31 protein-coding genes are annotated in these 24324 nt (G+C 59.6%); 23 read left to right on the top strand and 8 right to left on the bottom strand.

Annotation, left to right across the window (positions count from 1 at the left end; genetic code table 11):
• Positions 1-708 (top strand): glutathione binding-like protein, encoded by a 708-nt coding sequence (locus HV770_RS05930; protein ID WP_175158538.1) that lies wholly within the window; start codon positions 1-3, stop codon positions 706-708.
• 179 nt (positions 709-887) lie between these two features.
• On the top strand, positions 888-1967 hold the full coding sequence (locus HV770_RS05925; protein WP_175158537.1) for an acyltransferase family protein: 1080 nt from the start codon (positions 888-890) through the stop codon (positions 1965-1967).
• 181 nt (positions 1968-2148) lie between these two features.
• Here HV770_RS05925 and HV770_RS05920 read toward each other — a convergent pair whose 3' ends face one another.
• Positions 2149-3573 (bottom strand): spinster family MFS transporter, encoded by a 1425-nt coding sequence (locus HV770_RS05920; protein ID WP_175158536.1) that lies wholly within the window; start codon positions 3571-3573, stop codon positions 2149-2151.
• Between the two features lie 424 nt (positions 3574-3997).
• On the opposite strand from HV770_RS05920, the gene HV770_RS05915 reads away from it, so the two are divergent.
• On the top strand, positions 3998-5092 hold the full coding sequence (locus tag HV770_RS05915; RefSeq protein WP_175158535.1) for a porin: 1095 nt from the start codon (positions 3998-4000) through the stop codon (positions 5090-5092).
• Between the two features lie 18 nt (positions 5093-5110).
• Here the strand turns inward: HV770_RS05915 and HV770_RS05910 are convergent, their stop codons facing one another.
• Both HV770_RS05910 and HV770_RS05905 read right to left on the bottom strand, forming a co-directional pair.
• Positions 5111-6172, bottom strand: coding sequence for a LysR family transcriptional regulator (locus tag HV770_RS05910; RefSeq protein WP_175158534.1), 1062 nt, complete (start codon positions 6170-6172; stop codon positions 5111-5113).
• 27 nt (positions 6173-6199) lie between these two features.
• The gene (locus tag HV770_RS05905) at positions 6200-7183 is read right to left on the bottom strand and encodes an AraC family transcriptional regulator (RefSeq protein WP_175158533.1); all 984 of its coding nucleotides are present in this window, start codon (positions 7181-7183) and stop codon (positions 6200-6202) included.
• Between the two features lie 219 nt (positions 7184-7402).
• Here HV770_RS05905 and HV770_RS05900 point away from each other — a divergent pair, with 219 nt between their 5' ends.
• The 5 genes from HV770_RS05900 to HV770_RS05880 all read left to right on the top strand — a co-directional run bounded on the left by HV770_RS05900 (position 7403) and on the right by HV770_RS05880 (position 11351).
• Positions 7403-8506, top strand: a complete 1104-nt coding sequence (locus tag HV770_RS05900; RefSeq protein WP_175158836.1) for an NAD/NADP octopine/nopaline dehydrogenase family protein — start codon at positions 7403-7405, stop codon at positions 8504-8506.
• Complete coding sequence (locus HV770_RS05895) at positions 8506-9531, top strand: 3-hydroxybutyryl-CoA dehydrogenase (protein ID WP_175158532.1); 1026 nt, start codon at positions 8506-8508, stop codon at positions 9529-9531. Before HV770_RS05900 ends, HV770_RS05895 begins: the two co-directional genes overlap by 1 nt.
• A 532-nt stretch (positions 9532-10063) precedes the next feature.
• Positions 10064-10345 carry a type II toxin-antitoxin system HigB family toxin gene (locus HV770_RS05890; protein ID WP_175158531.1) on the top strand — a complete coding sequence of 94 codons (282 nt, stop codon included), beginning with the start codon at positions 10064-10066 and terminating at the stop codon, positions 10343-10345.
• Complete coding sequence (locus HV770_RS05885; RefSeq protein ID WP_046566361.1) at positions 10333-10764, top strand: helix-turn-helix domain-containing protein; 432 nt, start codon at positions 10333-10335, stop codon at positions 10762-10764. Before HV770_RS05890 ends, HV770_RS05885 begins: the two co-directional genes overlap by 13 nt.
• Positions 10765-11096: 332 nt before the next feature.
• Positions 11097-11351: a hypothetical protein gene (locus HV770_RS05880; protein ID WP_175158530.1), complete on the top strand. Its 255-nt coding sequence runs from the start codon at positions 11097-11099 to the stop codon at positions 11349-11351.
• Between the two features lie 86 nt (positions 11352-11437).
• Here the strand turns inward: HV770_RS05880 and HV770_RS05875 are convergent, their stop codons facing one another.
• From HV770_RS05875 to HV770_RS05855, 5 genes are all read right to left on the bottom strand, one after another.
• Positions 11438-12145 carry a hypothetical protein gene (locus HV770_RS05875; protein ID WP_175158529.1) on the bottom strand — a complete coding sequence of 236 codons (708 nt, stop codon included), beginning with the start codon at positions 12143-12145 and terminating at the stop codon, positions 11438-11440.
• 120 nt (positions 12146-12265) lie between these two features.
• Positions 12266-12802, bottom strand: coding sequence for an excisionase (locus tag HV770_RS05870; RefSeq protein ID WP_246290732.1), 537 nt, complete (start codon positions 12800-12802; stop codon positions 12266-12268).
• A gap of 21 nt (positions 12803-12823) precedes the next feature.
• Positions 12824-13021, bottom strand: coding sequence for a hypothetical protein (locus HV770_RS05865; protein ID WP_175158528.1), 198 nt, complete (start codon positions 13019-13021; stop codon positions 12824-12826).
• 134 nt (positions 13022-13155) lie between these two features.
• On the bottom strand, positions 13156-13326 hold the full coding sequence (locus tag HV770_RS05860; RefSeq protein ID WP_246290731.1) for a hypothetical protein: 171 nt from the start codon (positions 13324-13326) through the stop codon (positions 13156-13158).
• Positions 13327-13354: 28 nt separating this feature from the next.
• Positions 13355-14044 (bottom strand): hypothetical protein, encoded by a 690-nt coding sequence (locus HV770_RS05855; protein ID WP_175158526.1) that lies wholly within the window; start codon positions 14042-14044, stop codon positions 13355-13357.
• 807 nt (positions 14045-14851) lie between these two features.
• Here HV770_RS05855 and HV770_RS05850 point away from each other — a divergent pair.
• The 15 genes from HV770_RS05850 (at position 14852) to HV770_RS05780 (ending at position 24324) form a co-directional block, all read left to right on the top strand.
• Positions 14852-15367: a hypothetical protein gene (locus HV770_RS05850; protein ID WP_175158525.1), complete on the top strand. Its 516-nt coding sequence runs from the start codon at positions 14852-14854 to the stop codon at positions 15365-15367.
• On the top strand, positions 15360-15626 hold the full coding sequence (locus HV770_RS05845; RefSeq protein ID WP_175158524.1) for a hypothetical protein: 267 nt from the start codon (positions 15360-15362) through the stop codon (positions 15624-15626). The genes HV770_RS05850 and HV770_RS05845 overlap by 8 nt, the downstream gene beginning before the upstream one ends.
• Entirely contained in the window at positions 15619-15846 is a 228-nt protein-coding gene (locus HV770_RS05840) for a hypothetical protein (protein WP_175158523.1), read from the top strand. The genes HV770_RS05845 and HV770_RS05840 overlap by 8 nt, the downstream gene beginning before the upstream one ends.
• A gap of 125 nt (positions 15847-15971) precedes the next feature.
• Positions 15972-16787 carry a hypothetical protein gene (locus tag HV770_RS05835; protein ID WP_175158522.1) on the top strand — a complete coding sequence of 272 codons (816 nt, stop codon included), beginning with the start codon at positions 15972-15974 and terminating at the stop codon, positions 16785-16787.
• A 100-nt stretch (positions 16788-16887) separates the two neighbouring features.
• Positions 16888-17127 (top strand): helix-turn-helix transcriptional regulator, encoded by a 240-nt coding sequence (locus HV770_RS05830; protein ID WP_175158521.1) that lies wholly within the window; start codon positions 16888-16890, stop codon positions 17125-17127.
• A gap of 8 nt (positions 17128-17135) precedes the next feature.
• On the top strand, positions 17136-17438 hold the full coding sequence (locus HV770_RS05825) for a hypothetical protein (RefSeq protein WP_175158520.1): 303 nt from the start codon (positions 17136-17138) through the stop codon (positions 17436-17438).
• 114 nt (positions 17439-17552) lie between these two features.
• Positions 17553-18482, top strand: a complete 930-nt coding sequence (locus tag HV770_RS05820) for a replication protein (RefSeq protein ID WP_175158519.1) — start codon at positions 17553-17555, stop codon at positions 18480-18482.
• A gap of 23 nt (positions 18483-18505) precedes the next feature.
• Positions 18506-20266: a toprim domain-containing protein gene (locus HV770_RS05815; protein WP_246290730.1), complete on the top strand. Its 1761-nt coding sequence runs from the start codon at positions 18506-18508 to the stop codon at positions 20264-20266.
• An 89-nt stretch (positions 20267-20355) separates the two neighbouring features.
• On the top strand, positions 20356-20742 hold the full coding sequence (locus tag HV770_RS05810) for a FeoC-like transcriptional regulator (RefSeq protein WP_175158517.1): 387 nt from the start codon (positions 20356-20358) through the stop codon (positions 20740-20742).
• Positions 20743-20776: 34 nt separating this feature from the next.
• Positions 20777-20968 (top strand): ribosome modulation factor, encoded by a 192-nt coding sequence (locus HV770_RS05805; RefSeq protein WP_175158516.1) that lies wholly within the window; start codon positions 20777-20779, stop codon positions 20966-20968.
• Entirely contained in the window at positions 20968-21390 is a 423-nt protein-coding gene (locus tag HV770_RS05800; protein ID WP_175158515.1) for a hypothetical protein, read from the top strand. The genes HV770_RS05805 and HV770_RS05800 overlap by 1 nt, the downstream gene beginning before the upstream one ends.
• Positions 21391-21403: 13 nt before the next feature.
• A complete protein-coding gene (locus tag HV770_RS05795; protein ID WP_175158514.1) occupies positions 21404-21949 on the top strand; it encodes a terminase small subunit in 546 nt (181 codons plus the stop codon).
• A 52-nt stretch (positions 21950-22001) separates the two neighbouring features.
• Positions 22002-23462, top strand: coding sequence for a hypothetical protein (locus HV770_RS05790; protein ID WP_175158513.1), 1461 nt, complete (start codon positions 22002-22004; stop codon positions 23460-23462).
• Complete coding sequence (locus HV770_RS05785; protein WP_175158512.1) at positions 23459-23788, top strand: hypothetical protein; 330 nt, start codon at positions 23459-23461, stop codon at positions 23786-23788. Before HV770_RS05790 ends, HV770_RS05785 begins: the two co-directional genes overlap by 4 nt.
• Positions 23785-24324 carry a hypothetical protein gene (locus HV770_RS05780; protein ID WP_175158511.1) on the top strand — a complete coding sequence of 180 codons (540 nt, stop codon included), beginning with the start codon at positions 23785-23787 and terminating at the stop codon, positions 24322-24324. Before HV770_RS05785 ends, HV770_RS05780 begins: the two co-directional genes overlap by 4 nt.

The following is a 24324-nucleotide window of genomic DNA, read 5'->3' as shown; positions in this document are numbered from 1 at the left end:
ATGACCGATTTATCCGCTTTCCCGATCACGAAGAAATGGCCCGCCGAGCACCCGGACCGGATTCAGCTCTATTCGCTGCCCACGCCGAACGGCGTGAAAATTTCGATCATGCTCGAAGAGACCGGCTTGCCGTATGAAGCGCATCTGGTGCGTTTCGATACGGACGATCAGATGACGCCGGAGTTTTTGTCGCTCAATCCGAACAACAAGATTCCGGCGATCCTCGATCCCAAGGGGCCCGACGGCAAGCCGCTGCCGCTTTTCGAATCCGGCGCGATTCTGATTTATCTCGCGGACAAGAGCGGCCAGCTGATCCCGCAAGACGCCGCCGGCCGTTATGAAGCGATGCAGTGGGTGATGTTCCAGATGGGCGGCATCGGACCGATGTTCGGGCAGCTCGGCTTCTTCCACAAGTTCGCTGGCAAGGAGTACGAGGACAAGCGTCCGCGCGACCGGTACGTCGGCGAGTCTAGGCGCTTGCTCGGCGTGTTGGACCAGCGGCTCGAAGGACGCGACTGGATTCTGGGCGACCAGTACTCGATCGCGGATATCGCCACTTTTCCGTGGGTGCGCAACCTGGCCGGTTTTTACGAAGCGGGCGAACTTGTCGGCATTCAGGATTTTCCGAATGTGACGCGTGTGTTGGCGGCGTTCGTTGCGCGGCCGGCGGTGGCGAAGGGATTGAACATTCCGAAGCGGCCGTCGTAGTGAGGTGATGCGGCGGGTGACGATCGAGCGGGCCGCCACCGGCTCGCTCTCGATCGGAGGGGCGCCTTCTTGCGCGAGTGTCGAACGCGCCAGGCTGAACCAGCTGAACCGCTCGTCGACACGTGCTGCGATTGTCTGGGCTACGATGACGCCCTACTCAATACGTCGAGCGCAAGGGAATGGCAAGTTTCAGGAAGTATCGATCGATCCAGGCTTTGCGCGCGCTCGCCGCGCTCGGCGTTGTCGCTTTTCATACCAACGGCATCGTGGTCTCGCACGGCTGGCCGGCGCATGTCTTCCCACATGTGTCGCGCTATGGCGAAATCGGCGTCGACGTCTTTTTCGTGATCTCCGGATTCGTGATGGCGCTCGTGACTCACGGCGTGCCGCCCGGCCTGGCGTCGGCGAGGTCGTTCATGTTTGCGCGCATCGCGCGAGTCGTTCCGCTTTATTGGCTTCTCACGGCGTTTTTCATTGCGCTCGTCGCCATTGTGCCGGGCGCTTCCGATGCATTCGACCATGCGCATGTCACGGCGTGGCACGCCTTCTCCTCGTTTGTATTTCTGCCGTCGATGAGCTCGACGGGCATCGCCGCGCCCGTGCTTGGCGTCGGCTGGACCTTGAACTACGAGATGTGGTTTTACGTCGTGTTCGGCGTGGCGATGTGCGCGACGCGTCACCGCCTGCTCGCTGTCGGTGCGTTGCTGATGCTCACGTCGGCGTTGCATCTGCTGCCTCGCGAAGGTGTCGCGTTTGCGTTCTACACCAACCCGCTGGTGCTCGAGTTTGTGTTCGGCTGTTGCGTCGGCACGCTGTACGCGTCGGGGCGCACGGTGCCGGCGGCCGCAGCCGTTGTTCTGCTGCTTGCGACAGCCGCCGCTGGCGCCGCATTCGCGCCGACCCTCACGGATGCGAACCGCTTTCTGGTTTTCGGTTTGCCGGCGCTGGCCGTGGTGGTGGCCGGGCTTTCGTTCGAGAACAAGCTGCGCTGGAGCACGTGGCTTGAACGGATCGGCGATTCGTCTTATTCGCTGTACCTGACGCATCTTTTCTCGATACCGGTCGTCGTCAGGGTCTTGCAGGCGGTGGATGCGCAGCATCGCGTACCGGGTGATCTGATGTGTGGGATTGTTGTGGTGGTGTCGGTCGTGATTGGTCTCGCTTCGTATCGATGGATCGAGCGGCCTGCGAGCCGCGCTGTCGCGAGATGGATGGCCATGCAGCAGGCCGGGCGTGGGGTGGCGGGAGTGAAGCGGTGAGGCGTAAGCGCCTCGCCGAGCGACGAAGCGGGCGATGGGTTGGCCCTCTGACGGAATTCACCCATCATCAGCGCGATCACAGGCCGGAGCAAACCGGTCATCACATGGCATGAGGTTGGGAAAAGCCCCTTGAGCCACGGGACAGCGCGGCAAAGCGCGCGCATGTCCACTTCTGCGGGTTCTAAACCCCGGTCGTTTTGAACGCTGCGCTCGCACCGGTCCGATCTTCGTCGCCGAAAACTTCCGCGACATGTGCCCGCGCCGTTCCATTGGCTTCGCGCGCGACGCTCAAGCGGAACTGCTTGCAGCCCAACCATAGCAGTCCGATCGCGAGCAACGTTGCAAGCAGGTTGACGACCGACATCGACATGCCCACCATTTTGGGCGAGCCGAATACCTTATCGGTCAGCAAGGCCACCAGCGTCGTGCCGATTCCCAGTGCGATCAGATTTGAAATCAGCAGGAACACCGCTGAAATCTGCGCGCGCATCTGATTGGGCGCGAGAGTCTGCATGGCGGCGGTGGATGTCGGCATCGGGAAGGATGCGAAGAACATCGCGATCACGAGCAAGCCTAGCGACACCGTCAGACTGCTCACCTGCGTGAACACGACAGCGGGCACCAGCATACCGATTGCGCCGATCGTGCCCGCCAGCATCGGGCCGTCGGTACGGCCCTTGGTCATCAGCCAGTCGTTGAGCCAGCCGCCGCAGAACACGCCGGTCGTATTCGCGATCAGCAGGATCGCGCCGAGCGTGTAGCCGGCTTCGACCGGCGACAGTCCGAAGTGGCGAATATAGAATGCGGGCGTCCAGCTCATCAGGCAGAACAGCGTCATCGCGTAGAACGAGAAACCCAGGTAGTGGCATGCGAAGGTTTTGCCGTGCTCGCGGATGAATCGCAGCGAATCGATCATCGACACGCGCTTCGCCTCGCCTGCGCTGTCTCGCACGAGGCCTTTGCGTTGCGGATCGCGCACCGTCAGAATGAAAAGCAGCGCCACCAGAAAGCCGGGCAGGCCGACGATCAGGAACGTCAGTTGCCATGAGCGTACGTCGCCGAGCAGCGGAACGGTCGTGGTCGTCACCTGCTTGAGCAGGTTGATCACATAGCCGCCGATCAGAAACGCCATTCCTCCGCCGATAAACGAGCCGAGCGAATAGATGCCCACCGCGCGTCCGAGTTTCTCTTTGGGAAAGTAGTCGCTCAGCATCGAATAGGTGCCGGGAGACAACGCCGCTTCGCCGACCCCGACGCTCAACCGAGCCAGGAACATCTGCGCGAAGTTCTGGCTGATGCCGCACGCGGCCGTCGCGAGACTCCATAGCGCAATCCCCGTCGCAATGATGCGCGGCCGTGCGAAGCGGTCCGCGAGATACGCGAGCGGCATGCCCATCACCGCGTAGAAGAGCGAAAACGCAAAGCCTTGCAGAAGACTGAACTGCGTGTCGCTCAGATGCAGGTCCTTCTTGATCGGCTCGATCATCAGCGCGAGCACCTGGCGGTCGACAAAGGAAAATACATACGCAAGCATGCAAATCAGCACCACGTACCATTCATACGTGTAGCGCCTGCTCGCGGGCGTGCTGCTCGTTGATGCGGCCATTCGGTTTCTCCAGTATTCGGGGTTCAGCCGTGCGGGACGGCGACGTGCGCTGTCACGCAGCGTGAAGGGCCACCACCGGGCGGTCCGGAAATGCAGCGTACGTAAACAAATTTCCGGAACATATGCGCAATGCCTTCAGCGACATTGCCGCTTCTCCCTAACCGGCTAAAGCTTTCCCCAGGAGACAGGTCTCCGGCCCGCGCCCCACAAGGCTCGAACCCATGGAGCGCGGTGCGCGCGACGAGTTATGCGCGCTATCTATAAGTGTTATATCGGTGAATTGATCGACGGTCGAAATTGGTCTTTCTAGACTCGCCTCGTTTTTCTGATTCATCGAAACACACGATGAATCACGGAGAGCAGTCGCGCCGTGTCTACAGGAATGCACGGCACAAAAAAACAATTTCTCGCCGGGATCACAGGAATGACCAACTGGAAGTGGAGCGCGTCGCTGCTTTGCGTGGCAGCGGCACCCGTGCTAGCGCAATCGAGCGTGACCTTGTACGGACGGGTCGATACGTCGATCGAATTGACGAACTTCGGTCCCTCGCATGCGGTGCGGATGGGTAGCGGCGATATCTTCGCCACCCAGTTCGGCCTGAAGGGGACGGAAGATCTCGGGGGCGGCTATCGCGCGATCTTCAAGCTCGAAAACGGCTTTAATTCGGCCAACGGGGCACTCGGCAACAACGGCGCCCTGTTCGGCCGGGAAGCGTGGGTCGGTTTGACGGGGCCGTTTGGCACGATGCAAGCCGGCGTGAATTACACGGTGCTGCATACGTCGTTCATCACGTACAGCTTGCCCGGCAACGGCGCGGGTCTTGCGTGGGGCAATGCCGCGAATAACTTCGTCGGACCCGCATTTCTGCGCGTGAACAACTCGATACGCTATGTGTCGCCGCGTATCGGCGGCCTGGTGCTGAAGGCGATTGCCGCGCGTGGCGCGAACGGTGCATCCAATTTGCCATCGACGCTCGGCGATACCTATGGCGCGTCGCTCAATTATGTTCACGGCGCTTTGTCCGTCGATCTCGACTACATGCAACAGACTTTCAGCCCTGCGAGTGCCGCAGCGTTGAATGCGAGCAGTCAGACGGCAGCGGGGAATTACGCGCTGGGTGGCATCTCGTACGACTTTGGCTTCATCAAGCCGGCGTTTATCTATATGCGGCATCGCGGCGGCCCGGATGTCGCGACGGCCGGCACCGCGGCGTATTCGAATCCCCACAACGACCTGTTCGAACTCGACGCGACGGTTCCGCTCGGACGCGCGCTCGTGTTGCTGAGCTACGGCCATTATCGCAAGGTCGCGGACAGCGAAGGCAATGCCGACTCGTTCGGTGTGCGAGTCGATTACCCGCTGTCCAAACGCACGGTGCTCTATACGGGCGCCGCGATGGTTCGCAACGGCGAGCACGCATCGTTCACCGTCAACGGGGCGGCAGGCGGCGGCATGCCCGTCGCCAAGCCCGGAGCGACCGCGAGTTCGGTGGTTGCCGGCATCCTCACGTCGTTCTGAGCAGGCCGCCGTGCAGCGTTATGACGCGTCGGGCGGTGTCTCGCCCGGAACCTCGGTTGGTGTGCCGAGCCAACTGTCGAAAGGCTCGCGTGCGCCGATGCGGAACAGTTCCATCAATAGGCCGCGTAGCCAGCGATGGCCGGGGTCTGCGTCAAAACGGCGATGCCAGTACGCATTGACGGGCCACATGCCGGCGTCGTCGATTTCGAACACGGCGTAATCGCCGAGCGTCGAAAACGCGCGCGCCACCGTGTGCGGCAGAATCAGCGCGTAGTCGCAGCGGCTGAGTATCGCCGGGACGACCATGAAATTCGGCACCGCGATTCGCACGCGCGACGCGAGGCCGTTGCGTTCGAGCAGTTCGGTGGCCTGCGAATGCGACGTGACCGCGATGAAGCGCAGGCCGGCAGGCGCATTCGCGCTCAGCGTGAAGTGCTCGTCGAGAGCGAGCCGCTCGGCGACGCGGCGCGGCGTCAGCAGCACATAGCGTTCGTGCAGCAGCTCGCTGTGATGAAAGTGACTCGACGCATGCGGAAAATAGCCGAGTGCGAAATCGATGCGGCCGGATTCGAGCGCGACGTTGAACTGGCTGTCGTCGATATGATGGGTTTCGATGACGACGCCTGGCGCGCGCGTATCGAGTTCGCGCATCAGCGTCGGCAGGAATGCGCTTTCGGCGAAATCGCTCATATGCAGACGGAAAACGCGCCGCGACGTGGACGCACTGAATTGCGCACTCTCATCGAGCATCTCTTGCAGAATCCGCAGCACGCGGTCGATCGAACCGGCGAGTCGTTGCGCACGCGGCGTCGCCTCGACGCCGCCCGGCGTGCGCACGAAGAGCGCGTCGCGAAATACCAGGCGCAATCGGCTGAGTGCATGACTGACCGAAGGCTGCGTGATGCCGAGTCGCAGCGCCGCCCGGCCCACGTTCTTTTCGACGTGAACGGCGTGAAATGCCTTCAGCAGATTCAGATCGAGATCCTGTACGCGCAGTGTGTCGCTGGAGTCCGTTGCGCTCAGAGGCAACAGTTCGCCGGCATGAAGCAGCCGCCCGGACGGCTCACTCTGCGCTGACATGGCGGGCAATGTGAAGCTGACGGGGGATCAATTGCGCTTGCGCTGCCGTGCGGTGGCCGACGGCAAACACCCGAAGCGCCGCGTATAGGCCTTGGCGAAATGCCCAAAGCTGTGCACGCCGTGCTCGATGAAGATATCCGTCACCGAACGATCCGGCGCCGCCTGCAGCGCGCGATGCACGGCTTCCAGCCTGCGTTCGCGGATATAGCCGCCCGGCGAGATCTGTAGAAATTGCGTGAAGCCGTTCTGCAGCGTGCGAGGCGATACGCCCGCTTCGCGCGCCAGCGTGTCGAGCCGCAGCGGCTCGTCCAGATGCGAGTGAATGTAATCGCGCGCGCGGCGCACATGCACCGGTAACGGTGCCGAGGTCGCCCTTGCGAGCGCGGCGCTGTACGAATGGGGCAATTGGCTCAGCAGCACGGAGGCGAGCCACTGGCTGAAGTCGTTGCCGAACATGCGCTCCTGCGCGGGTTCGTCGAAATGATCGCAGAGCGTGCACAAATAACGCAGCGTCGATAGAAAGACGGCGGCGCCTGGGTGCCCGGCCGGCACCGCGAGGTCAAAGATGAGCGGCTGCCTGATGCTGTCGTTCAGCATGTCCGCGAGTTTGACTTCGAGTGCGCGGCGCTCGATTCGCAACAACAGGTTGCGGCATTCCCGATCGGTGACAATGCGGCTCGCGCGTTGCGGGGACGATACGCTGAGGCCGCCCGCGCGCAATGCGACTCGCTCGCCGTTCGACTGCAGCGAACATTGTCCGCTCAGTGTCGTGCGGAACAGATAATGATCGCCGAGATCGCCGGCGTCGATTTGCGTTTCGCTGCCGTAATGCAACTCCAGCAAGCTCGTCTGATGCAGCGCCACGCCGTACAACTCAGCGTTCAACGGCCCGCGCCCGGCCACTTCCATCCTGTGCGGACAAAGCACCTGCGACACCTCGCGTTCGACATCCTCGCGGCCATGCGATGCGACAAGACGGTTGCGGTGTTTGCGTGAAATCGCGATTTCCATTCAGAGGCCTCGAAACGTATAGCGCCAGGCAGGTGCCCCGGGGATGATGCGTCGTTCAATTTAATCGTGCAAGAACGGATCGACCCGGATGGCGCCGCGCGGACAACATTGTTTCGTTGTGCAGTGAGTTGCCGGATTTGAATGCGGATTGCGCGAGATGAAGCGCCGCGGATTCGCCGGCCACGTAATCTGACAGTTATCGAAACAGGGGGAATGACGATGAATGTCTGCGTACTGGGCGGCGGTCACGGATGCTATGCGGCGGTGGTCGATTTGCTGGAGAAGGGGCATCGTGTGACATGGTGGCGGCGCGATACGGCGTCGGCCGCGCAGTTGCGCGAGCGCGGCGCACTGCGTGTGAAGGATTTTCGCGGCGAACGCGAGGTGCCGATGGGTGACGGGCAGGGCGCGGTGCGGATCGTCGAGCGGCTGGACGACGGCGTGCGGGGCGCGAGCCTGATCGTCATTCCGTTGCCTTCGACGACGCACGAGGCGCTCGCGGTCCAGCTTGCGCCGCTCCTTGCCGACGATCAGGTGGTATTCCTGCCGCCGGGCACCTTTGGCAGCTACGTGTTCGCGAAGGCGATGCACGAGAGCGGCAACACCGCCCGAGCCGCGTTCGCCGAAACGGGGACGCTGCCGTACCTGGCCCGCAAGCATGGCGACGATCGCGTCGTGATCAGTGCGTACGCCACGCGCCTGCCGACCGGCGTGTTTCCCGGCGCGTTTTCGGACTGGGCGTTTGCGGTGCTCGAGGCGGCTTATCCCTCCGTCGAACGGATCGAGGATGCGCTAAGCGGTGCGTTGATGAACGCGGGACCGGTGATCCATCCGCCGCTCATCATGATGAATGCGGGCCCGCTGGAGCATTTCGACGCATGGGACATTCACAATGAAGGCACGCAACCGTCGATCCGTCGCGTGACGAACGCACTCGACGCGGAACGTATGGCGGTGCGCGAAGCCTTCGGCTATGGCGCGCCGCATTTCCCGCTCGCCGATCACTACGCGCCGGACGGCGACGAGTGGATGTACGGGCGCGGTGCGCACGGCAAGCTGACCGACAGCGGCGACTGGCGCGAGGATATCGATCTGAAGACGCATCGGTACATGCTCGAAGATACGCGGCTCGGCTTGTCGCTACTGGTGTCGGCCGGGCGTTGGGCGGGCGTCGCGACGCCGCTCGCCGAGGGCCTGCTGAATATCGCGTCCGCGGTCTCGGAGCGCGATCTTTATGGCGAGGGACGCACGTTCGAGCAACTGGGCATCGCGTCCCTGTCGCGCGATGCGCTGACCACCCTCCTGAAGCGAGGCATCGCGTGATGCGCGGCTCCGATCCGATTCGGGAAGTGCATATTCTCGGGGCCGGACGCATGGGACAAGGTATGGCGCTGGCTTTCGCCTATGCCGGCCTGGGTGTCACGCTGATCGACTTCAAGACGCGCCATGCCGACGCGCGTGCAGCATTTGCCGCCGCAGCACGCGGCGAGATTGCGCGTCAAATGCGCACGCTGGTGAGCCTCGCGCGTATCACCGATGCGCAAGCCGAAGAAGCGCTGGCTCGCATCGTCGTGGTGGATCGCGAGGGCGCGCGGGTAACGCTTGGCCAAAGCGCGATCGTATTCGAAGCGGTGCCGGAAGTCATCGAAGCGAAACAGGCCGCCTTCGACTGGCTTTGCGAGCATGTCGACGCCACGACTTTGATCGCGTCGACTACGTCGACATTTCTGGTTACGGAGTTGCAACGTATCGTTGCGCATCCGGAGCGCGTACTCAATGCGCACTGGTTGAATCCCGCGCACCTGATGCCGCTGGTGGAGATCAGCCGTAGCGCGCAGACCGCGGACAGCGCCGTACAAGGTGTCGTCGCACTGCTTAAGCGGGTCGGCAAGGTGCCGGTGGTGTGTGGGCCATCACCAGGGTATATCGTGCCGCGCATTCAGGCGCTGGCGATGAACGAGGCCGCGCGGATGGTCGAAGAAGGTGTGGCGAGCGCGGAAGATATCGACACCGCGATTCGCACCGGCTTCGGCCTGCGATTTTCGGTTCTGGGCCTGCTCGAATTTATCGACTGGGGTGGTTGCGACATTCTGTATTACGCATCGGATTATCTGGCGCGGCAAATCGATCCGCGCTTTTTGCCGGCGCAGCGGGTGGTCGATAACATGCGCGACGGCCGCGATGGATTACGCGACTCCCGCGGATTTTACGAGTACGGGAATGTCGACGTGCAGGCTTATTTGCACCAGCGGATCGCCGAGTTCATGCGCGGGCTGGACAGTACGGGGTTGGCGCCTGTCTTCAACGCTGCGCTTTCGCGTACGCCGGATCCGGCGCCTGCGTCCTGAATGACTGCCTCCGGGGGGGGCGTCGATGACTTGGAGGGGGAACTCGTGGAGCAGCGCGAGATGAGTTTCCTTCGGTTCTGCGCCGTCCGGACGCCCGGAGGTATGCAGCGCCGTCCTCGGTCTGCAGAGCTTCGATCCAGTTCTGCTGGACTGAAGCGGCGGGTGTGCGTGGGTAATCAACGGCAGCAAAGAACGGCAGCAAAAAACCCCGCAGCACAAGGCATACGGGGCTTTCGAGGCAAACTTGGGAAACGCTGGAAAGCGAGTTGGTCCCCCTGACAGAATTCATACGTCAAGACTGGCGTGGCACTTCGTGGAATTTCCGATTTTTTATGCCCCCACCAATGCCCCTAAAATCCGTCTCCTAAGGAAATACGGGTGCGGTTCCAGTGGGTCCAGAAGAGCTTCGTAGCGATTTGGGGTCGGAGTGAACGTGGCTGACTGATGGCACCTGTGAGCGCTATGTGTGGCTCACCACTGAGAGTTTGTAACAGTCCTTTGGTCAAATCTCAAACTGAGATATCGTCCGGTCATGCGAGTGATTTCAAACAAGACATTGGTCGACTTTGCTGCCAGATACCCGGACGCTGGGACGCCGCTTCAGATGTGGCGCAGGACGATCGAGGCAGGTTTTTTCGCCTGTTACGCCGATCTGAAACAGGCATTCAATGCGACGGATAAGGCAGGAAAATTTTATGTGTTCGACATCGCTGGCAACAAGTATCGGTTGATCGCTGCAGTACATTTTGATACGCAAAAGCTATATGTGCGGCATGTTTTGACGCACAAGGAGTATGACAAATGGAAACCTTGAATTTTTCGCGGGAGGACATTGATGAACTGGCCGCGCATTTCGAGGCCATTTCCCAGAAGGTACCGCTGCATCCCATCACGACTGAACGCGAATACGATTTCGCGGTTCGGGCACTCAACGCGCTTCTCGACGCGGGAGCTGCGGATGAAGATCACAAGCTTGCTCCGCTCGTCGACGCGCTCGGCGAGTTCGTAAGTGAATACGATTCTGGGCATCACCATTTGCCAGAAGCGTCTGCGGCGGATGTGCTGCGTTACCTGATGCAGTCAAACGACGTGCGCCAGTCCGATCTGCCAGAGATCGGCAGTCAGGGTGTAGTGTCGGAAATCCTGAACGGCAAACGGGAACTCAACACGCGACAGATCAGTGAATTATCCAAGCGATTCCACGTGAGCCCGGCTGTCTTCTTCGCGGCTTGAACGACGGAACCGATAATTTTTTCGTGTCCCGCCCGGAAGCGTTGCGGACTTTGCTGATGACTTTACGGCATGGACGGGCATCACAGGCATCGACCTGTGCTTAACGATCGTCCACTAGCGAGGAATGACCACCAACGTGAGTTCGCCGATCCTGTGTCTGGTTTACGTGAGCGAAAGCTTCTTCGAGCAGTTTCCTGAGCGGCGGACGTACATCGAGCAGTAGCCGGTCAAAGACGCCGACGCAGTTACGGGAATTCGCCCGACTTCACCGCCGCTCAAGTTTCTAACACTGTGGTCGTTAAGACATCCGGTCCCCTTAATCGGAGCGCAACATGTTCAAAGCAATCGGAGCAGCGGCAGCAGCCACCGCTCTTGTTTACGAGGCAACGACTATCGGTTATTCGGCGCTCATGCTTGGCGTCGTTTTGCCGGCCGAACAGAGGTGTGAGCGCGACGCAATGCAAGCAGCACTTCAAATGGAGCGTGATCCTCAGGCGGCCGACACGCAGTTTCTCGACGTCACGAAGACCTGCGAAAGGTCCGCGTCGATAGTAGGTGCTCTAGTACCTCCCGTATTCAAGCCGTAACGGGAGCATAAGCCACGGTCATCCGCTCAAACGCGAATACCTACCGCCTCGCCTATGCTCTCGAGCCCGGTCTTCATGCGATCTAATCAGGGGGCGTATTGCCAGAGAGGCCGCGGTGCCGTAATCGGCTTGCCCCCCACGACCATCACCGCCGCTGCATAGTGCTTTTTGATCCTTGCTAACTGATCGCGCGCAACATCTTTTACTTGGGCGTCTGATGCATCTAGCCCCGTGGGTTTGCCGAGTGCGCGTCGCTGGCCCTCGACGATCCACATTTTGAGCGAGCGAGCTGAGTCGCCCACGCCGATGATCGACGTAACAAGGACGTCTGAATCCAACTCGAATAGTGGGATAGATCGAAGTCGATCGAGGGCTTCTTCGAAAGCCGTGGAGTCGTACCTCAAGGCAAAACTAAGATTCCCGAAGTCGTGATCTCCGTCAAAGGCATTCTCAATGTCGATGCATTGCTGATACAGGGGGTCCAGTAGCGCTTTTACTGTCGCCCATCGGCGACGCAAGGCCGCATGCTGAACCTCAAGGGCGGACTTGTGTTGTGCTTCGGATTGAGTGCGGCCTACGAAGATAGCCCCCAGAATCGTCGCAATTGAACCAACGGCCTGGACCCAGCTTGCCATAAGACTGGGATCGTATGGCTTTTTACCGAGCGAAGTCGCGCCATACGCTGAAACGATGACGACGGCGATAATGCCGCCAAGCATCCCGAGTACAGATCGCCAATTTTTCACTTCAAGTGTCTCCGCGATGCATTCGCGCGGTGAGGATAGCACTGTCATTGCTCTCAGCCTCACTCGGCGCAGCGTCGAATTCCTTGGCCCTGAACCGCCGACGTCCGTCCATATAGGTCCACGCGATACGGCACGCAGAGCGACGAATTCCACGATCTCCCCGATTGGTCAGTATCTGCCGATCGAGCGTCTGAACTTCTGCACGAGAGGATCGACGTATTCTGCATCGGGCTTCACAAAGTACGAGCGCCCGATTTTTACAGGCATTGGATAAATCTTTCCCGCCCTGATCCAGCTTCGAAGTGTGCGCACCGGCGGAGCGTATCCGCCGAACATTTCTTCTGCCCACACGTTGAGCGGTATCAGCTTAGGCCCGCGCCTTTCGCTTGCTTCCGGCGCCTCTGCCGGAGCGGCCACCTTCTTTTGTGTTGCCGCGACTGCCTGTATGATTTTTCGGTCGCCATCTTCAATGCTGAGGCGTACGCGTTCGAGGAGGGGAAGTTTGCGGCGTTCCTTTTCCTCGTTAAGCCAGTCCAGATACTCGGTGAGATTCAGTTCGAACTGTCCGTCACCGACACGACGGAAATGCCGGTCGCGCTGAATGCGACCATTTCGCATCTGGCTTTTGATTATTCTAAGGCTGCGATTCATGATGGTAGCGGCTTCTTCCAGCGGCAGCCAGTGCCCAACCTTCGTTTTCCCCATCCTTGCCTCGTCGCTTGAATGTCAGACCGGCGTGCAACTGCGCGCACTCCAATTGTTGGTAATGGAATTCGGATAGCGATTGTTATGCGCGGCGACGGTGGCAGCACGCTCGGCGTCTAAATGTTCGGCCACGTCCCGGATGTCAGTCACCCATTTTCCCGCGCGTTTCTGCATCGGGACCGAGAAGCTGTCAGTGCTGATCTCGTTGTAGGCTCGCATACCTCGTCAAGCGAGAATAGAACATTCGCGCCGAACTGGACCCATCAAAAGATAGAGCTTGCATTTCGCGACCCCACCGTCGACATCGCTCTTGATCCCTATGTCAAGCTGACGATGATCGACGGAATGGAAAATCAGCCGCCGAGGCGATGTGTCGTAGTGCCCGGACCACTGATAAATTCGGTGGCTTTGCCTCCCACCACCTTGACGTGCTCCGTCTCGGCCTTCGCCGAGTTGATGATGACCTGGGCGATTTCCGCCACGGCTTTCGCGCGATCGATCTCCATAGGTTTGTCGCGGTCCATCAGGCCTTCGAGCGTCGAAAAAAGGTGCTCACGGAGTTTTCTTATGTCGCTCATGTATTTCTCTCTTCAGTCGGTTGTTCAGTTTGATGACTTCCTGCAACTCAGTCGGATATGAGGTGAACCCAAAAGCTTTCCGAAGCTTGAGCGCGGCTGCCCTGCGTTCCAAATTTCTACGAGTGACCCCAAACGCCCGAGCCAATGTTTCGTTGTGTTCGTTGGGATATCGTCGTACGAGTTCGATCGTCTCTGCATCGGACCACGACTTCCGCAAGTGAGCATCTTTTCGGACCCGCATTGGTCGGCCAGTTCGCGGAAGCCCGAGCCGGTGAGCCATCGTGTTGATAGCTCTTACAGTCGTGGAAAAAGCGCGAGCTAACGCTTCCGATGTCTCATGTGGGAAGCGGTTGGTAAGTTCATCTCGTCGTGCTTTCGTCCACCGTAAATCAGCACGAAACGCATTTGTCTCGTCGATGCGTTCGACCAGTTCTTCGGCAGCGATATAAATATTCAACCAGCCACGCCTTTCATCCGCCACCTGCTCGGCCCGTACCAGTCCTTTTTTTATATGCGAGTCTAAGACTTTCCTAGGCTTTATCGCTTCACCGAACAGGCAAACAAGCTCTGCACTTGTTGAGCCGGGATGCTCAACGATGATTTTTAAAAGTCTTTCCTTAATCGTTTTTTTGCACTGATTTTCGCGCTCAATTGCGGATGTCATGGTTTAACTCCGGCCCATTGGTCCCAGATACACATTTTCGGTCCCCCTAAGTCTTTCTGGCTTAGCGTCGCAATTGCCTCAGCCGACCGTATGCCAGCGCACATTTCGCAGGCTGCAATGAGTGACCCTCGGGGAGGATGAAGCTGGCTCTCCGATCTTTGCATCTTCGATCTCCATTGTTGTGCCTCGACGATTCGAAGCCGCTCTAGGATATTTTTTTGGCGAGCGCAGCGTGATGAAATCGAACGACGATAGACGTACATGCCATCGCTAAAAACAATTTGCGACAACCGCAGGCGAGTGGCGGGTGGCCTGAGCGGCCCGATGTTTAGTGAACTCAACCGAAAGTTGTAAGTACACTAAACTTCAATGCTGATGCGTTTAGTGTTCGGTACGTAAAGGTATCAGCGAGCTAATGCGGCTTGAGAGGGCTATACGCTCCTGCCTAGCATTCTATTCATCGATGAGTAGAAGCATTGCTTTTGTTTCTCTTAGGCATGCCTAATCGATCTGAGACCGGGAAAAAATCTTCTTGACGTCTGCGCGCTAGCCCACTAATCTTCCCTCATCGCTGAGACAACAGCGATCGGGTTTGGCGACCTGTGTAACGTGGGCGGACGACCGCCACCTGGCGGTATTTTTTCGTCCGTTGTATCATCGTGTACCCATTTTCTATGGGTGGGCCATGATGGGGATACCCTCGGGTATGCCGGTGCCTACGTTCCGGTTCGCCAACCTCATCATGTGCCTGCCCACCCTCATTTGGCGATGAGATGGCAGGCTTTCTATTCAACGTAGGAGGCAACGATGCCTGGTTCAAACACATCCCAACCTTTCGCTCGTCCCGAGCAAAGCAAACAGTCACTCATTAATATCGCGTCCCTTCCTCGCGAAGAGGCGATCGAATGTGCACGCGATGCTGGTCGAGAAATTCTCGCTGACAGTGCTGCCGTCCAGGCAGTCGCAGACACCCTCTGGATGAACTGGGTCAACGTTAACGTCCCTGTCGCTGTCGGTCAGACCGACGACGAGTTCGGAGAGTTGGTCGACGTTATGGGAAATAAGTTCTTCGAGGGGCTGACCGAAGGCGTGAAGCGTTTCGCCGAAGATACGCGCACGCTGGCGCGCGTAGACGAGTTTCTTTGCGACGAATCTCGCTTCGCATGGAAGATACATAACGTGCTTGCCTTCATGCGTGCAGCGCTGGATGAAGACCCGGCGGACGGTTTGCCTGTCAAATGCACCGTGACTGACCTGGACATTGACGTAGAGAAGCTCGCGACGAACCTGATGGATCTCGTTCACAAGGCCCGTCATGCGTGAGCCAATCGACGGTGTGACCACGTGCGCGCAACCGGACAGCGTAAGACCAATCCCTCGCGACGGCGTCAACGCCGCAGAAGATGCATTGCTACTTCTCAATGCTTTGGATTGGGTCAGAGACGCGGCGCACAACCATGAAGACTTCGAGCCCTTGCAGACGTTTCTGGACAAACTGCTGCCGTTTCTTCGAGGCGAGGTAGAAGCCGCACGTGATGTGCTGTATGCCTGCCTATCCCGCCTGGGGACCTGCCATGAATGACAACGTTCATTATCTCCAGATCGAGAAAAGGCGCCGTCGGCGCGGCCCGGTACCCGCACTGCCCCGTGCAGATGTCTACCAACTGAAAGCGCGACGTTCGCCGGCAGTCAGTGGCCAGGTCCAACTGCCCAACTCACGCGAAGAAGTACAGGCCATGTTCGACGAGCTCGCCCATCATCTCTTGCTGACAATCAGAGTGATCACTGCGCGATTACGTTGATTGGACAGCCATCGCTCGGTGGCATAATCGTTTGCAACCGCGCCTAGCTCGACGGGGCGAAAGCAGGGTTCCCTTACCCTGTTGGCGCGGTATCTCAGATAAGGGTGCGCGATAAGGGGCGCGGAATGCCATACGAAAATCTGTACCAATCGCTCGCGTTGGATGGCGATATGTTCTTCGCAATCTCGGTACGTGAAGCTTCGCTGTTGATCGCGATTGATAACGACTCTCGAGATCAAAGCGAGCTTGAGTCTGAACTTCCGAATGATGGCGATTGGGCTCCCGGGACGTCTCCACTCCTTGAGCCAAAAGGGAAACTGAAGTCAGTTCGCGATCAGTTTGAGAAGGGAATTTTGAAAGCTCTTGATTCGGGCAGGATTAAGCCCGTCGTCGCGGCTCGCAATTCTGAAGACCGACTCGACCCTATCTACACGTTGCTTTCCTCCGTGGACGTTAAGGCTTGGTGCGATGAGCATGATGTTGGCTTGGGAGACTGGTGGGATCGTTACGAGCTCGATGAACATGAGTTTGCAACTGCTGTCGCCGAAGACATTGTTGCGCACCGTATGCCAAGTCCCATAGAGGTCGAGCCGACCGAAACCGGGCAGGCGGCGCTAACGGAATATTTCGAAGCAGAGGAAGATCGACGCGACCAGATGTTTCGGAAGGTAGTTGCTGAACTCGAATCGCTTAAGAATAAGCGTGATGTCGATCGTGTACAACGCGAAGGCCCCTTGAACACGAGGGCGAGGAATTCCCTTCTGTCAGTAATTGCGGCGCTGGTCGGCGCACTTGAGGACCGCCTTCCAGAAGGATACAAGCGGGCTCAGGCAGTAGCGGTGCTCACAGATCAGGTAGGAGCATCCGTTTCTGTGAACACCGTAAACGATATCCTTAAAGAGGCGGCCGCAACCGCCGATCGCAAACGAAAGGCCACGTGAAGTTTCACCGCAATTGAGGCGAAAATTACCTCAATTGAGCTGTTTGCAGGTACCCTCTAAATAACATTCGTCCACCAACTCTCACGATTTAGGTGGCTGAATGTCAAACCTTGCTGAAACCTCCCCGGCGCAACCGCCCATCCTGCCGGCCACTGGCCTGTCCAAGTGGCCGCAGATCCAGCCGTTCCTCCCGATTGGCCGCGAGACGTGGCGCAAGCTGGGCCTTGCCGGCAAAGCGCCGCGGCCCATCAAGCTTTCGGAGACCTGCGCTGTCTATCGCAACGAGCAGGTCCTCCGCTGGATCGCTGATCCGCTGAATTACGCCGAAGACGCTGCTTAAGGTCTGCCATGGCGACCATTCAGGAGCGCGCGATTCGCTCGCGCCGCGCCGCACTCCGGCAGCGCAATATCGGCTCAATCCGTCTTCATTCATGGTCAGTCCGGACGTCGCTTGCCGAGGCGCCGCTGATTGGCAGCCCGCTCGTCGATCATGCCCGCGAATTGCGCATCCGAGCCCTGGGCGAGCTTATGTGCGCGGCGCAGACTCGCCTCATGCGGGCCCGCTGCTGGTATCTGATGCGGCAGGAGATCAACGCGCGTAGCGAAGCCCAGATGCGGCTGCTCGAAGGTGCATTGGGGCTCACAGCATGAAGACATACGTCAAACGGATGCTGATGGCCGGCTACAGTCGCGGCATTGTGCCGGCCGCACTGGTCAGCAGCGCCTTCCGCTGGTTCGATCTGGCGCGTCACTGAGGGCATCGACATGTCAGCGTCTCCACAGGTCGAAGATGGCCACATCAAGATCGCGAACGAGCTCTACGACGCTGTCTTGAGCTACCCGTTCACCGCACGCCAACTCAAGGTTCTTCTCGCAATCGTGCGAAAAACATACGGCTTCAACAAAAAGCGCGATGACGTTTCAGCGTCGCAAATCAGTGCTTTGTGTGGCGTGCAGCGCAATCACGTGACGAGCGCGCTTAACGAACTCGCTGCCCTCAACGTGATTTTTAAGGTTGCCGGCGAGTACGGCTCGATCGTCGAATTGAACAAGGATTACACGTCTTGGACTAGTCCCGAATCGGGACACCCCCTGTCCCAAAACGGGACTAGTCCCGAAATGGGACACCCCCACGGTAAGTTGTTGATTTTGGAACATGGGTGTCCTGAATCGGGACAGGTGTCCCAAAGCGGGACCTGTCCCAAAACGGGACAGGTCGATAGTCCCAAATCGGGACACACAAAAGACAACCTTCCAAAAGACATAAAACACTCTCGTGCGAAAAAGTCTGCGGAAGTCGCGGACGAAGAATTCGAAGAAGCGTGGCGGCTGTATCCGAAGCGTGATGGCGGCAACTCGAAAACTGCAGCGCGCAAGGCATGGGATACGCGGCGTCGTGAAGGCATCGCTGCCACTTCGATGATCGAAGGTGTGAAGCGCTACGCGAAGCAGGTGGTTGACGCGGGCAACGTCGGCACGCGCTTCGTGAAGATGGCGTCGACGTTCTTCGGCCCTGACCATCACTTCGACGGTGAGCCAGACCTTGCATCCGCACCGACGGAAGCTGCCGGCCTGAGCTGGTGGCGCCGTGCCGGGTTCGAAAAGGAATGGCAGGCGACCAACGAGGGCTGCAGCGAGCGATACGCCCACCTGTGGCGCAACGGCAAGCGTGTGATCGATGGAGCGCTGGCATGAACGCGAAAGAACTGGCCGCGTACATGGCCGAAAACGTGACGACGATCGTCGAGCACCTGCTGCCGCAGGGCAAGAAGTCGGGCAAGGAATGGAAGGTGGGCGGCGTTGGTGGTGAAGCTGGCGGCAGCCTGTCGGTCTGCCTCTCCGGCGCCAAGCGCGGCGTCTGGAAGGACTTCAACGCGGGCGATGCTGGCGATTTGCTCGACCTCTGGTGCCAGTGCCGGATGGTGTCCGTTGCTGACGCTATGCGCGACGCCAAGGCTTTCCTTGGCGTGCGTGACGAGATGCCGGTGCGCCAGGCGCCGACGTACAAGCGCCCGAAAAAGCCGGAGTGTCATCGGCCGACGAACATCGTGGGCGACTGGCTCTCCGATCGCGGGCTGACCGAAAAGACGGTTGCAGACTTCCAGGTCGCTGAGCAGACGCGGGGCGCTGCGACGTATGCGGTTTTTCCGTACAAGCGCGACGGCGAATTCATCAACGCCAAGTATCGGAACGTCGCCGACAAGAAGGACATGAGGCAGGAAGGCGGCGCCGAGCCGTGCCTTTTCGGCTGGCATCTGATCGATCCGTCGCAGCGTGTGATTGCGATCGCAGAGGGCGAGATTGACACGATGTCGTTGCATCAGGTCGGCATCCCGGCGCTGTCGGTCAATGCCGGCGCTGGCAATCATCAATGGATCGACAACGACTGGTCGAAGCTCGAGCGCTTCAGCGAAATCTACCTCTGCTACGACAACGACGAGGCTGGTCAGAAGGGCGCCAAAGAAGTCGCCAACCGGCTGGGCCTCGACCGATGCAAGGTGGTCGTTTTCGGCACGTCGAAGGACGCCAACGACTATCTGCGCACCGGCGCGGCTGCCGAGGACTTTCTTCGCTGCCTGGCCGAGGCCCGAACCTTTGATCCTGAGGAACTGCGGTCTATCTCCGATTTTTGGTCTGGCGTTAAGGCGCTGTTCTATCCGGCCGACGACCAGATCGGCAACCCGTTTCTGACGTTCTGCGGCACCAAGCAGTTCTGGTTCGAGTTCCGACCGGGCGAGGTAACGGTTTGGACGGGCTACAACGGCCACGGCAAGTCGCTGCTGCTGAATCAGGTGCTGATTGGCGTTATGGAGCAGGGCGAGCGTGTGTGCGTGTTCTCCGGCGAAATGACACCTGAGCGTCAAGGCAAACGCATGGCGAAGCAGCTCGGCGGCCTTGACCGGCCGGCACCGGCCTACCTCGACCACATGGCCGAATGGCTGCGCGATCGCATGTGGCTGTTCGCGCTCGTCGGTTCCGCATCGATTGATCGCCTGCTGACGGTTTTCAACTATGGCTACAAGCGATACGGCATCCGCCACGTCGTGATCGATAGCTTGATGATGACCGACGTGCAGGCCGATGGGCCGGGCTCGATGACATCGCAGAAGGACGTGATGCGCAAGCTGGCTGGATTCGCTCGCCAGAACGGGGTTCATGTGCACCTCGTCGCGCATCCTCGCAAGTCCGTCGACGAGCGCCGCACGCCAGGCAAACAGGACGTATCGGGTAGCGGGATCATCACCGACGCCGCGGACAACGTCTTTGCCGTGTGGTCGGCACAGAAGCAGGACCTTGATCCCGCCGACGACGAACCGGATGCGTTCCTCGAGCTCCACAAAAACCGGAACGGTGAGACGCAGCATCGAAAGCTGGCGCTGTTCTTCAACCGCGCCTGCATGCAGTTCAGCACCAGCAGCCAACGCCGCCCATATGTGCACGTGCCGTTCAATCAATCCACGCAGCAGGAGTTCGCATGAGTTTTCGTTCAGAGAGCATCCGGATCGAAAGCATTTCACTGTGAAGCTGTGAAACCGACCGCTACATGCACGCGCCAAGAATTCGAATCGTGGGTGCCAGCAGCGTCGTCAGGCCAGATCACACGATCAGAACCAACGGGGAGAAGTTCATGCGGCCACGAAAAAACCAACTCACGCTCTCGATCGAAGACTTGAGAGCATTCATGGTCTCGGGCAAACCGTATTCCGTACGAATGCTCGCGTGCATCTTCGATGCGTCGCCAGCTGCTATCGCTGCGGTGCTCGAAACGCTCATCGCGGAGGGCGTTGCTCAGAGCAAGCGCGAGCCGCGGCAACTGGAGAGCCGGCGCATGTACTGGATCATCAAGCCCTCTCTCATCGCCGACCGGCGTCTCCATCCGGCACAGATGCCCGGCGAACTTGTCGGCTACGACCTCATGCGCCTGCCTCGCCTCTGCATGGCGGTGCGCCGCTGATTTTCCCGCTGCCTATCATCGTCGGCATCACCAGATGAAGCCGGGCATGCTGTCGCGCGACGAAATTGACCAGTTGATGCAGGAAGGGGCTGAAGCGTTCGAATGCGGCATGGACCGCGAGACGTGCCCTTATCCGATCACGTCGGCGCAATTCGCGACCTGGCTCCGAGGTTTCCAGAACGCTGCGTTTGGCGCGCGGCAATTGTCCAACCCTAGGAGCATGTGATGGAAAACCCGATGACCGAAGATACGACCGTGCCCACGACTGATACCCCGGTTAGCGAACTGCCGACCGCAGTGCAGACGGAAGGTGAAGCGGGAAACGTCAATGCGCTGGTTGTGGTCGGCATGCCCGCAAGCGGTTCCACCTCGGCGGAGATTGTGAAATCGGACCTTGGCGAATCGAGCAACGCCGCAAATTCGGCCGCCACGGTCGTTGATGCTTCGGCGCTGCCGGCGACCATCGCGCCGCATCTGGAGGCGATCTACCGCGCTGCGGTCGATCATGCCGGGTCTGCCACAAAGCCGTCGCTGTTCTCCGAAATCAAGGAACACGCCAGCGGCATGCTGCACAGCATCCGCAACGGCATGAGCGTCGCCGAAGGTGATTTCGTCGCCAAGCTCGAAAAGCTCGTCTCGCTTCTGTAATCGGGATTCTCGGATGCCTGATCTGACGCCCAAGCAGGCGCGTTTCGTCGAAGAATATCTCGTCGACCTGAACGCAACCCAAGCTGCGATCCGTGCCGGATACAGCAAAGGGACGGCGCGTGCCATCGCATCCGAGAACCTTTCCAAACCTGACATTCAGCAAGCTATTGCTGAGGCGATGAAAAAGCGCGAGAAGCGCACCCAGATCACGCAGGATCGCGTGCTTCTGGAGCTTGGGCGGATCGCCTTCTTCGACCCTCGACGGCTGTTCGATGCGGACGGTAACCCGGTGCCGATTAACGAGCTCGATGACGACACGGCGGCCGCTCTGGCTGGTCTTGATGTGACCGAGGAATTCGCGGGAGAAGGCGAAAAGCGCGCGCTGCGCAGCCTCACTAAGAAATACAAGGTGTCGGACAAGAACACCGCGTTGACCAACGCGATGCGGCATCTCGGCATGCTGCGCGACAAGCTCGAGCACAGTGGCCCGAATGGTGGGCCGCTCCAGGTCGAGCGCGTGCGCCTGAACATGCAGCCCGTCGAGGAGTTGCCGGAATGAACGACGACCGCGACCACTTAGATGAACGGCTTGGCGCCTCGCGGAGACGTCGGTGAGCACGACTATCGACCTCCCGCACAACTGGACGCCGCGCATCTACCAGGGACGGCTCTGGAACCGCATGCTCGGCGGCTGCAAGCGCGCGATCGACATTGCGCATCGGCGCTGGGGCAAGGATGAGGTCGCGCTGCACTGGACCGCCGTCGCTGCGCACGACCGTGTCGCCAGTTACTGGCATCTGCTGCCGCAGGCGTCACAGGCACGCAAGGCCATCTGGGATGCGATCAACCCGCACACTGGCAAGCGCCGCATCGACGAAGCATTCCCGCACGAGCTGCGCAAGCGCACGCGCGAGCAGGACATGTTCATCGAGTTCACATGCGGTTCGACGTGGCAGGTGCTCGGGTCGGACAACTTCAACAGCCTCGTCGGTTCACCGCCGGCGGGGATCGTCATGTCCGAATGGGCACTGTGCAATCCGGCCGCCTGGGCGTATCTGAAGCCGATCCTTGACGAAAATGGCGGCTGGGCGATGTTCATCACGACGCCGCGCGGCAAGAATCACGCGCATTCCATGTATCAGATGGCGAAGGGCAACCCGAAATGGTTCGCCGAGGTCTCGAATGTGCTGAAAACCGGCCGCTTCTCGCTCGCTGAGCTTGAGGAACAGCGCGCCGAATACGTCAGCATGTACGGCAAGGATCAGGGCAACGCGATGTTCGAGCAGGAGCTGATGTGCAGCTTCGACGCGGCGATCTTGGGCGCCTATTACGGCGGCGAAATGGCCGACGCCGAGCGTGAAGGGCGCATAGGCAATGTGCCGCATGATCCCTCGTTGCCCGTCTTCACCGCATGGGATATTGGACGCACTGACGACACCTCGATCTGGTTCTATCAGGTCGCATGGGGCGAGATCCGCCTGATCGACCATTACGCGGCATCCGGCAAAGATCCGATCCACTACGCTGAGGCGCTGCACGGCCGGAAGATCGAGGTCACGGAATACGGCGTCAACGGCAAGCCGGTGAAATGGACACTCGGCGCACCGATTCCCGAACATTCTCACCGTATCGCGTATCGCTATGGCCTGAACTGGCTGCCGCACGATGCGAAGCCGAAGACTTTCGCCTCGCCACGCTCCGGTCTGGAGCAGCTTCGCGACTTTGGCGTCAAGTCGCGCATCACGCCGAGTCTCAGCCTTCAGGATGGAATCCAGTCTGCCCGCGCGACCCTCAAGCACTGCTGGTTCGACGAGAAGCGCTGCGCGCACGGCATCGAGTCGCTGAAGAACTATCGCCGCGAGTGGGACGAGGACAAGAAAATCTTCACCGACAACCCGGTGCACGACTGGACGAGCCACGCCTCTGACGCCTTCCGCTATTTGTCGCTGGTATGGCGCAACCCTGAATCCGAGAAGCCAGCCGAGAAGCCGCGCTTCCTGCATGACCTCACCGCCAAGGAAGTGTTCTGGCCGGCCACCTCATCACAAACACCCGTTCGGGAGCGTATATGACTCAACCTTTGGGAATGTTCCAGCCGCGTGGCGCACAAGGCGCCACGCCTGCCGCACAGGCACAGATCGCTGTGACGACCTCCGTGCAGCAGATCAATTTGCCCGCAGTACCGGTGCAAGGGGGCACCATGCGCATGGTCGTCGATGGGTCGGCGAATATCGCATGGTCGTATGGTGTGTCCGCGTCGCTCTCGATGACCAATGGGGTGCCGATGCTCGCAAACACAATCGAGACATTCACGGTGCCCGATGGCGTAACGCAGCTGAGCGTCATAGGCGCCGCTGCGGGGTCAACGCTTCGCATCGTTGTGGGAGACGGACAATGACACTGCGCGCCGTAGCTCAAGGCCAAGGGCCAAGCAGTCTTCCACCGTCTGGAGCGGCCGGCGGTGACCTTGGCGGCACATACCCGAACCCGACGCTCGCGAAAATCACCAATGCGCTCACCTCATACGGCGGCCTGACGCTCGTGGGAGAGGGTGTTCCGGTTCAGATAGCTTCGGCCGCTCAACTTACGCAGGCGGCGAATGTCTCGCCGACAACGCTTTACACCGTTCCGGCGGGTGGGGCAGGTTGGTATCGGGTATCAGTGCAGGCCGTCGTAACCCAAGCTGCAACGACGTCATCTGCACTGCCCAATGTCGGAGTGACTTGGACCGATAACGACTCCGGCGTTGCGCTGTCAGCCATCACAATGACGCCAACGAATACAGCAAACGCGCCCGGGGCGTTCGGACTTGGCTCTCAGATGATGTATGTGAAGGCCGGTACGACCATCCAGTATCAGACGAGCAATTATGCGTCGTCGGGTGCGACACCGATGCAGTATGCGGTGCGCGCACGTCTTGAATATCTGGGATAA

This window comes from Paraburkholderia fynbosensis, assembly GCF_902859935.1.
GTDB lineage: Bacteria > Pseudomonadota > Gammaproteobacteria > Burkholderiales > Burkholderiaceae > Paraburkholderia > Paraburkholderia fynbosensis.
The sequence above is the reverse complement of the archived record's forward strand: the minus strand, read 5'-3'. Positions and strand labels throughout refer to the sequence as shown.